General features: G+C 59.1%; 8 protein-coding genes. 6 read left to right on the top strand and 2 right to left on the bottom strand.

Translation table 11 applies throughout. The features are described 5' to 3' along the window. Positions 1–83: 83 nt before the first annotated feature. Positions 84–605, top strand: a complete 522-nt coding sequence (locus B7X90_RS16570) for a sugar transferase (RefSeq protein WP_292626290.1) — start codon at positions 84–86, stop codon at positions 603–605. A gap of 22 nt (positions 606–627) precedes the next feature. On the opposite strand, the gene B7X90_RS16565 is transcribed toward B7X90_RS16570, so the two are convergent. Beyond that, on the bottom strand, positions 628–1,152 hold the full coding sequence (locus tag B7X90_RS16565; protein WP_292626287.1) for a MarR family transcriptional regulator: 525 nt from the start codon (positions 1,150–1,152) through the stop codon (positions 628–630). A 190-nt stretch (positions 1,153–1,342) separates the two neighbouring features. Here B7X90_RS16565 and B7X90_RS16560 point away from each other — a divergent pair, with 190 nt between their 5' ends. From B7X90_RS16560 to B7X90_RS16540, 5 genes are read left to right on the top strand one after another with little or no spacing between them, the layout of a single operon-like run. Next, the gene (locus B7X90_RS16560; RefSeq protein ID WP_292626285.1) at positions 1,343–4,270 is read left to right on the top strand and encodes a TonB-dependent receptor; all 2,928 of its coding nucleotides are present in this window, start codon (positions 1,343–1,345) and stop codon (positions 4,268–4,270) included. A gap of 23 nt (positions 4,271–4,293) precedes the next feature. Then, positions 4,294–5,718 (top strand): MFS transporter, encoded by a 1,425-nt coding sequence (locus tag B7X90_RS16555; RefSeq protein WP_292626283.1) that lies wholly within the window; start codon positions 4,294–4,296, stop codon positions 5,716–5,718. A gap of 14 nt (positions 5,719–5,732) precedes the next feature. Beyond that, entirely contained in the window at positions 5,733–6,647 is a 915-nt protein-coding gene (locus B7X90_RS16550) for a TauD/TfdA family dioxygenase (RefSeq protein WP_292626282.1), read from the top strand. A 9-nt stretch (positions 6,648–6,656) separates the two neighbouring features. Beyond that, on the top strand, positions 6,657–7,631 hold the full coding sequence (locus B7X90_RS16545) for a D-glycerate dehydrogenase (RefSeq protein ID WP_292626281.1): 975 nt from the start codon (positions 6,657–6,659) through the stop codon (positions 7,629–7,631). Further along, a complete protein-coding gene (locus B7X90_RS16540; RefSeq protein ID WP_292626280.1) occupies positions 7,628–8,500 on the top strand; it encodes a kinase in 873 nt (290 codons plus the stop codon). The genes B7X90_RS16545 and B7X90_RS16540 overlap by 4 nt, the downstream gene beginning before the upstream one ends. 61 nt (positions 8,501–8,561) lie before the next feature. Here B7X90_RS16540 and B7X90_RS16535 read toward each other — a convergent pair whose 3' ends face one another. Beyond that, positions 8,562–9,770, bottom strand: coding sequence for an FAD-dependent oxidoreductase (locus B7X90_RS16535; protein ID WP_292626276.1), 1,209 nt, complete (start codon positions 9,768–9,770; stop codon positions 8,562–8,564). Between the last annotated feature and the right edge of the window lie 124 nt (positions 9,771–9,894).

Below are 9,894 nucleotides of genomic sequence, written 5' to 3'. Positions count from 1 at the left end.
CGCAACAGCAAATGGTAGCCAGAATTCACCAACCGGCGCGGCCACCTATCGGCCATCAAAATTGACGCCGACCGGACACCGTAATCGTCGCGCTACACAAATTGTGTGATGGCGGTCCGATCCTGTTCGTACAGGACCGCACCGGCTATTTGGGCAAGCGTTTCCGCCTCTTCAAGTTTCGCACGATGGTGGTGAATGCTGAGGAGCTGAAGAAAAGCCTGCAAGCGCAAAACATTCACGGCGATTCCTCGCCTGATTTCAAGCTGCGTGATGATCCGCGCGTAACCCGGATCGGCGGCTTTTTGCGCCGCACCAGCCTTGATGAACTACCAAACCTGTTCAACGTCGTGCGCGGGGAAATGGCGCTGGTTGGCCCACGCCCAACCTCGTTCGACGCTGGCACCTACTCAATGCGGCATCTACCGCGCCTCGCCGTGCGGCCGGGCCTGACCGGTCTGTGGCAAACCTCTGGCCGTGCCAACATCGGCTTTGATCAGCGCAGCGACCTCGACATCAGCTATATTCGCCGCATGTCGTTCATATTCGATCTCTCGCTGATCGCTCGCACGATCAAGGCCATCCGCAAGGGTGATGGTGCGATGTAGCGTCACACGCGCGCGGCCAAGCTTATTCCGCTTCTGCTTGCGCTTGGGTAACACCGACAACGATTTTCTCCAGAACCCGCGTTGCCGTGCGGATCTCCTCCTCGCTGAAAGAGGCAAATACGGCTGACCGGATCTTCGACAGAACGGGCTGCACCTCATCGACGACAGCCTGCCCGGCAGGCGTAATCTCGATATAACGCGAGCGCTTGTCGTGCGGATTGGCGATCCGACGGATCAGCCCATCCGCTTCCAACGAGTGCAAGGTGCGAATCAGCGGCGGCCACTGAATTGCCAGTCTGGCGGAGAGCAGCGAGGTCGTGACCGGCGGTGTCGCGACGCTGAGGACAAAGAGTGTCTGCCAGCGTGACCGCGATTGACCTGTTGTCGCCAGCATCTGGCTTTCGACATGCGTGCCCCAACGACGCGCGGAAAGCGACAGGATACGGGTCAAGCGAAACTCAGCCTCATCGCGCGAATCTTCAGGAAACAAGGCGCGGTATTGCGGCGTGCTGCTGTCAAACGGGTCAGCCGACTGATTCTGATCCACCTTTTTGCTTCTCCATCCAACCACTGACGTGCGGCACGTCTGCTCTTAGCGGGCGGTTTCAGGCTGCACCAAACGGGAATTTTCCACTGGCAGGAAAGAACCGAAATGATGGTTGACGATCTTAGTATCATGATACATAAAAATACGTACCGAGGTTCGCTTTAGACGATCCACGAGTGGGAGTTCAAAAATGCGATCGAGCACGCACGTGGCGCTGAATGGCGCAAGTTTTCTGGCAATCATCAGCGCAGCCGCTCTGCTATTGCCGAGCGCGGCTTTCGCGCAGGAACAAGTTCTTCAGGATCAGGTCGATTCTGGCGCACCAGAACAACTGGACGAACCGGCGGATGAACCGTCAGATGGCACTACAGCCGGCATTGTCGTCACCGGAACGCGCCTGGGCTCAAGCTTCCGGGCACCTACCCCTGTCACATCGATCGGCGCAGAGCGGCTGAACGCGCTCGGCATTACCAACGCAGGTGAAGCGCTCGTTCAGCTTCCAAGCTTCCGCGCGTCGACCGGCCCTGCTGCTCAGGCTAATCTGGGCGGAAACATCGGTGCACGCCTGCTTGACTTGCGCGGTCTTGATCCACAGCGCACGCTGGTCCTCGTCGATGGCCGACGGTTCGTGCCCAGCACGGTGCAGGGTTCGGTCGATACCAACCTGATCCCCTCGTCACTTGTCCGCACGATTGACGTGGTTACAGGTGGTGCATCAGCGGCTTACGGCTCCGACGCCGTCGCCGGTGTGGTCAACTTCGTGCTGGATCGCAAAAAGGTCGGACTGGATGGTCAGGTTGCCGCTGGCGTTTCGCAGCGTGGCGACGATGGCAACTTCTTTGCCAGCCTGTCGGGCGGCACAAGCCTTGGTGATCGCATCCATGTGATTGGCGCGGTCGAATATGAAAAGCTCGAAGGACTTGGCAACTGCACCACCCGCGCGTTCTGCAACAGCCAGACTTTGATCCTCGGCAACACGCCTCCCGGTGCAGGCGGTCAGCCAGCCAACCTGATCATCGCCGGGGTAAACACTTCGACAATGTCTCCCGGAGGGTTGATCAACCGCTCCTACAACGCAGCCGGCCAGGTCATTGGCAGCACGGCAACCGACCCATTGCGCGGCACAAAGTTCCTTGCCGACGGCACGCCTGCCCCATTCCAGTATGGTACACTTGTCGGCCCGCTGTTTATGCTCGGCGGCGAAGGTCAGGGGCGGAACGGCTTCATTTCCGGGCTGAGGCTCAAAGTCCCGCTTGAGCGGGTTTCAGCATATGGCGCCCTGACCGCCGACCTGACCGACGATGTGACGCTGAATGCCGATCTTTCCTACGGCAAGGTAACCGGTACGGTCGACGGCGCGCTGTTCCGCGACTTCAACGGCACGTTGCTTGGCCGGATAAAGCGCGACAATCCTTTCATTCCATCCAGCGTGGCAGCTGCCATGGATGCCAACGGTGTGGCATCGTTCATCCTTGGCAAAGCGGCGTTCGATATCGGCCCGGGACAGGCCACATCGACCACCGAAACCTATCGTGGCGTCCTTGGCGTCAAGGCCAACCTTGGTGGGAACTGGACGGTCGAGGGTTCGTACCAATACGGCCGCACCAACTTCACCCAGCGCGGCACGAACCTGATCAATCAGGCAAACCTGCTAAAGGCAACCGATGCGGTGAGTGCAAACGGACAAATCGTCTGCCGCGTGAACGCCGATGCCAGCGCAGCCAACGATGATGCAGCCTGCCGCCCTTACAATCCGTTTGGCGAGGGCCGATACAGCGCAGACGCTTTGGGATACATCACCGACGATGGTCTCCAGCGGACCGTAAACGAACAGCATGTGGCAAGCATTGATGTGCGTGGAGACCTGTTCCAGCTTCCAGCCGGTGCAGTAGCCGTTGCCATTGGCGCCGAGTATCGCCGCGATACAGTGGACGGTACAACCGATGCCATTTCGGCGACCAACGGGTTCTACTCGCTCAACGGTTCGGCATTGTCCGGCGGTGTGACGGTCAAGGAAGTGTTCGGCGAAATCGCTGTGCCCGTGCTGCGCGATTCCGCGGTGGGATACGCTCTTGACCTGAACGGGGCAGTCCGCCGCACCGACTACAGCACTTCGGGTGCGGTGACGACGTGGAAGGCAGGCGCGGTCTATGAACCCGTCGAAGGCATCCGCTTCCGCGGGACCCGTTCGCGCGATATCCGGGCGCCAAACATCTTCGAACTGTTTGGCCCGCAGACTCGCCGCTCAATCGGTCTGTCCGATCCGCTAAATGGTGGCTTGCAAACCAATCCCAACGTCATCACCGGATCAAACAGCAACCTTCGTGTCGAAAAGGCTGACAGCCTGACGCTCGGCGTTGTGGTCACCCCGCGCGGCGGCTTCTTTGAGCGTATGCGGCTCTCGGTTGACTACTACGACATCAAGGTTGCTGATGCGATTGGCGCCTTGGGCGCGCAGACGCTGGTCAATCGTTGCGCACAAGGGGCGACTGAATTCTGCAGTCAGATCACGCGCGATGCTTCAGACCAGATCCTTGAAGTGCGCGATGTGATCCTCAATTCCAATGCCCTCGAAACAAGCGGCTACGACATTGAATTGCAGTACCGCCAACCGCTTGGCAATCTTGGCAGCCTCAACACCCAGTTGATTGCGAATATCACTGAAAAGCTGACGACGGTGGATGCGCTTGGTGCAGTAGATCGTGCAGGGCAGACTGGCCAGCGCACTGGGACGATCGCGGGTGTGCCGGATTACGTAATCGATGGCGTCGTGACCTGGACGAAGGGCGATTTCCAGCTGACCGGGCATGGCCGCTATATTCCTTCGGGGATCTATTGGACCAATTTCACAGGGCCCGATCAGGATGGCTATGCTGTCACCTCGCCCACCAGCGTGGACAACAACCGCGTGCCCAGCCGGTTCTATCTCGACATGACCGCTCGCGTAAACGTCGGCACCGGCACGGGTCGCACGTTCCAGTTGTTCGCCACGGTAAACAACCTGCTTGATCGCGATCCGCCAGCCATTCCAGGTCCATCGGGCGGCACCAACCAGATTCTGTTTGATCCGGTCGGCCGTGCGTTCAAGGTCGGAGCCCGCTTCCACTTCGGTGGTTAAGGCCTGATCGGGAAACCAGCATCATGAACGCAGCAGAAGCCGAGCCCCGACCACCCATTACCATCGCGGTGACCGAGGTCATTGAGCGACAGAAACTCAATGCTTTCGTTATCCGCCTCGTACTGATCTCGTGGACCGTCACCTTTCTGGACGGCCTCGACATGCTGGTGATCTCGTTCGTCGCACCATATCTGCGCGACGGCTTCGGTGCGGATGCGATTTCCCTCGGGCAACTATTCGCAGCTGGCGTCTTCGGCGCCATGCTGGGCGGGATCGGCTTTGGCTGGCTGGGTGATCGCTTTGGCAGAAGGCCGATCATCATCGCGTCGGTTGCCACTTTCGGACTTACCGGAATGGCCATTGCCGCTGCCGGAAACATGGACCAGTTGCTCGTTCTGCGCTTTCTCAACGGTGTAGCGCTCGGTGGGCTGATGCCACTGATTTGGGCGCTGAACATCGAATTCGTTCCTGCCCGCTACCGCGCCTCGGTCGTGACCGTGATCATGATGGGTTATACGCTGGGCGGCGTCGTGGCCGGGCCGTTGACAGTGTGGCTTGCGCCACATTTCGGCTGGCAATCGGTGTTCATCGTTGCGGGTGCGGCAACACTTGCGCTCGTGCCGATCCTTTTTGCAATCCTGCCTGAATCCGCTCGCTATCTTGCTGTGACCGGCCGCTCGCCAGAAAAAGTGGCCAAGGCCCTTAATACGCTTGAACCGGGTTTGGGTGCGCAGGTGCATGACAGGTTCGTCGTAACTGACGAAGGGTCCGATGCCCCGGCGCAGAAATTCCACATCGCGACGCTGTTCAAAGGCGATCTTCGGCCAATCACCAGTTTCCTGTGGCTGGCCTATATCGGCAGTTCGATGGCGGTCTATTTCAAGTCAAATTGGGGGCCGATCATCTTTGAAGATGTCGGCTTCACGCGGACCGACGCAGCCTGGATCATGTCCGCAAGCTCGGTCCTGGGACTGTTTGCAGGCCTTGCGTTGATGCGGTTTACCGACCGGCTGGGACCCATTGCGATCACGATCTACCCCGCGCTGGCAGTGCCACTGCTGCTCCTGATGGGGCTGGCCGATGTTTCGCTACAAGGCCTTGCGATCTTCTCGTTGTGCAGCATGGCGATGATCAGCGGTACGCATTTCGGGATGCACAGCATTGCCGGGATATTCTACCCCAGTGCAATCCGCGGAAACGGCGCAGGATGGGCAACTTCGGTGGCCAAGATCGGATCGATCTTTGCACCGCTACTGGGCGGCTACCTGCTGGCAACCAACCTTCCGCCACGCCACCTGTTCGTGCTGCTGGCTGTCACGCCACTGCTTTCTGCAATCTCGCTCTTCCTGCTCGGCCGCATCCATGCACGCCGAGTGGCAGTCCCTGTTCCATCACACCCAGCCGATCCCGCCGTCTTGATGGCCGGACCGCTGACGACCAAACCCTGAAAAGGTATTTTCCCATGGCCCTGACCGTAACCCCCATCACACCGCGTTTCGGCGCGGAACTCTCCGGCATCGATTACAGCAAGCCGATCGGAGCCGATGACCGCGCCGCGATTATCGACGCGATGAACCAATGGGGCGTCTGTGTGCTTCGCGGAACCGGCTTTGACAACAAATCGCACATCGAATTCAGCCGCAATCTCGGCCATCTCGAAACAGCGCCTGCTGTAAAGAACCGCCCGCGCCGCCACCCCGATGATGCCGAAATCTTCGACGCCAGCAACCTTACCCCCTCAGGTGAAATTCTGGTCGACGAGAACATGGTCCTGCACAAGAAGGGCGATCGTCTGTGGCACACGGACTCTTCATTCATGACGATGCGATCGTCCTATTCGCTGCTGCTCGCCTATGAAGTGCCAAAAGTCGGGGGTCGGACCCATTTTGCCGACATGCGTTCGGCATACGAAGACTTGCCAGATGATATCCGGCAGGTAGTCGATACGGGTGAGGCTGAACATTCGCTCTGGTATTCGCGGCTGCTCGCAGGATTTCCCATCACCATTGAGGAAATCGACGGTCGACCCAAGGCGCGCCAGCCCATGTCGATCCGGCAGGAGGCAACCGGTCGCACAGCGATCTATATCGGCAGCCACGCCCTCGATGTCGTCGGAATGCCGCGCGCAGAGGGACATGCGTTCATTAAGAACCTCATCGAATTTGCCACGCAGCCGCAGTATGTGTTCGAAGTCAGCTACCAACCGGGTGACATGGTGATCTGGGACAACTTGACGACGATGCACCGCGGAGGCGACTTCGATATCTTCAACGAGCGACGCGACATGCGTCGGACAACCGTGCGAGAGGGTGCAGCGCCAGAGCAGGCCGACGATCCCTTCACCGAATACTTCGCGGCATCTGTGCCGGAGAACTGAGCAATGCCTGTGCCTGAACGTCCTCGCGTGCTCGTAACGCGCAAATGGCCTGATCGGATCGAAGCCTTGATGGCCGAGCGCTATGACGCGACTTTCAACCTTTCCGACATCCCATTTGGACAGGAAGAGCTAGTAGCGGCCATGCATGGTTATGATGCCATCTGCACCACGATCACGGACCGGATCAGCGCGGATATCCTGAGCGTAGAAAACAGGCGCACGCAGATCATCGCCAACTTCGGCGCCGGGTTTGAACACATCGATCTGGCTGCCGCCAACCGGGCGGGTGTGTCGGTCAGCAATACGCCGGGTGTATTGACCGACGCTACTGCCGACCTTGCCATAACGCTCATGCTGATGACCTCCCGCCGGGCAGGTGAAGGAGAGCGCGAATTGCGTGCCGGTGCCTGGCAGGGCTGGCGACCCACTCACCTGCTGGGAACCAGTTTGCGCGGCAAAACGCTGGGGCTGGTCGGATTTGGCCGGATCGCGCAAGCCACAGCAGAGCGCGCAAAGTTCGGGTTCGGCATGGAAATTGCCTATTTTTCACGCAGGCCAGGTGCGAAAGATGAAGTAGATCGGCTCGGCGCCCAGTATTTCCCAACGCTTGATGAACTGGCCGGCCGCTGCGATTTCCTGTCACTTCACGTGCCGGGTGGGCCTGAAACGCGCAACATGATCAATGCTGAAATCCTTGCAAAACTGCCGCGCCACGCGATCCTGATCAACACCGCGCGTGGTGACGTGGTGGACGAGACCGCGCTTGTAAACGCGCTGACAGAAGGCAGCATCGCAGGAGCAGGTCTTGACGTTTTCGTCGGCGAGCCAGCCGTTCGCCCCGAACTGCTCACCGCACCCAATGCGGTGCTTTTGCCGCACCTTGGCAGTGCCACCATCGAAACACGCGAAGCTATGGGATTGTGTGCCTTGGCCAACCTTGATGACTGGCGCGAAGGTCGCAAACCGCGCAATTGCCTGACATGACACCACAAATAGAGGCACTGATTGCATCGGAGCGTTTGCCCGAAAACTACAGCGACATGGTCACCCAATGGTGGCGCCCCCTCGCCCACCAAATCGCGCAATGGCGAAAGGACGCTGGTCGGCCGCTGATCATCGGGATCAATGGTGCGCAAGGGAGCGGGAAATCAACGCTTTGCCGGTTTCTGGAACAAGCCCTGTTGCCAGAACTGGGCCTTACCGCAATCACCCTGTCGCTGGACGACCTGTACCTGACCCGCGCGGAGCGGGATATTCTGGCCCGCAACGTCCACCCTCTGTTGCGCACGCGCGGAGTTCCCGGAACGCATGAGGCGGCACTGGGGCAGTCGGTACTGGACGACCTTGTAGCAGGGCGCCCGACGCGGTTTCCCCAATTCAGCAAAGCACTGGACGACCGGCTTCCACCTTCCGATGCGCGGCACGTCAAGGCGGAGGTCGATGTCATCCTGTTCGAAGGATGGTGCGTTGGCGCAACGCCTCAAACGCCCTCTGAACTTGCAGCGCCAATCAATGCCCTTGAGGCAGAATGCGATCCAGACGGCACATGGCGACGGTATGTGAACGATCAGTTGCAAGGGCCGTATGCTGATTGGTTCGGCCGGATTGACCGCCTCGTGATGCTAAGGGCCTCATCGTTCGATAGCGTCCTGCGCAATCGCTTATTGCAGGAGCATAAACTGCGCTCGGCTTCGCCCGATGCCCCGGCAGCCATGGATGATGATCAGGTTCGTGTGTTCATCAGCCACTATGAGCGGCTGACGAAACACATGATCGGGACCCTCTCTGGCTCGTCTGATATCTGCTTCGACCTTGATGATGGGCAGCAGGTTTCCAGAAGCAGGGCCTGCTGATCGCATAGGTCAGCGTGGATCGCTGCCTTGGCCAGAACCGATCCAGCCAAGGCGCTGCAGGTCAAGGCACGATAACAAAATCTGGATTGGCAACCGCAAAGACAGCGTCCCGATCAGCTGCTGGCGGGTAGATCCAGATCTGGTTGATTTCCTGTTTGATCTTCTTGCTCTCGGCGCGGGTAAAGCGAACCTGACGGTTCCATCCTTCGGTGTACAAGGCACCCCATTCGCCAAGATCAAGGCACGTCACATACTTGGGCTGGCTATAGGGATGTAATTCAAGGCCAACCAATTCTGCAGCAGCGTTGTGCCCTGCAACCCGGCCCAGACTCATGGCGTGTTGGCATGACATCGGCGCAAAATTGCCCTGATCGTCAGTTGCAGCCAGCACGGTATCGCCGGTCACAAAAATGCCGTCACTGGCAGGCGCACGCAGGAATGGATCGCCGACAACCCTCCCAAGGGCATCATGATCGCCCGGAACCTGTGCTACAATCGGGCTTGCCCGCATCCCTGCCGACCAGACCAGCGTATCAGCCTCGATCCGTTCCCCCGATGACAACGTAACGCCGTGGGCATCGACGGAACTCACCCGCGTTCCGGTACGGGTTTCGATGCCAGCCTCGATCAGGGCCTCTTGCACATAGGGCAACGCTTGTTCGCCCATCGAAAGACCGATGGTTGCAGATGTGTCCACGATGACCACGCGGAACATGGCATCTGCACCCAAAGCAGCCCGCAACCTGATCGGCATTTCGGTTGCCGCTTCAATTCCGGTGAAGCCGCCGCCTGCGATCACCACAGTGTTGCGCGCCACCGTTTCGGGCTTTTCGCGCAGCCCTTGCAAATGCACTTCCAGCGCCTGCGCGCTTGCCAGACTGTCGGTATTGAAGCCAAATTCGGAAAGGCCCGGAACATCGGGCTGAAACAACTGGCTCCCCGCAGCCATCACCAGACGGTCATAGGCGAGACTTTGATGGCCTCCGCCGGTTTTGCTGATCTGCAAAACTTTCTCGGCAGAGTCGATGGTTTCAACAATTCCCGCAACATGGACCACCCCCACGGCCATCAGCAGGTGGGCAATGTCGGGGTTCATATTGCGCAACTCTGCTTCGTAGAGCCGGGGGCGAATGGTGAGATTTGGCGTGGGGGAAACGACAGTTATGGCAACTTCCCCGTCCTGCTGGGCCAGCGAAACGGCGCGAGCGGCAGAGATAGCGGCCCACATGCCCGCAAAGCCAGAACCAACGACTACGATGTTCTTGGTCATTTTCTATGTCCTGTTCAGTATTTACCGGGGTCGTGTCCCGGTACGTGGTGTAGGTTCTGCCGGTAGCGAAGCTGACCGGACACGCGCTAATCGATAAAGCGCTGTAGTGTCCGGTCAGTTTCGC

Origin of the sequence: Novosphingobium sp. 17-62-19, from assembly GCF_002256775.1 — a bacterium.
Classification (GTDB): Bacteria; Pseudomonadota; Alphaproteobacteria; order Sphingomonadales; family Sphingomonadaceae; genus Novosphingobium.
The sequence above is the reverse complement of the archived record's forward strand: the minus strand, read 5'-3'. Positions and strand labels throughout refer to the sequence as shown.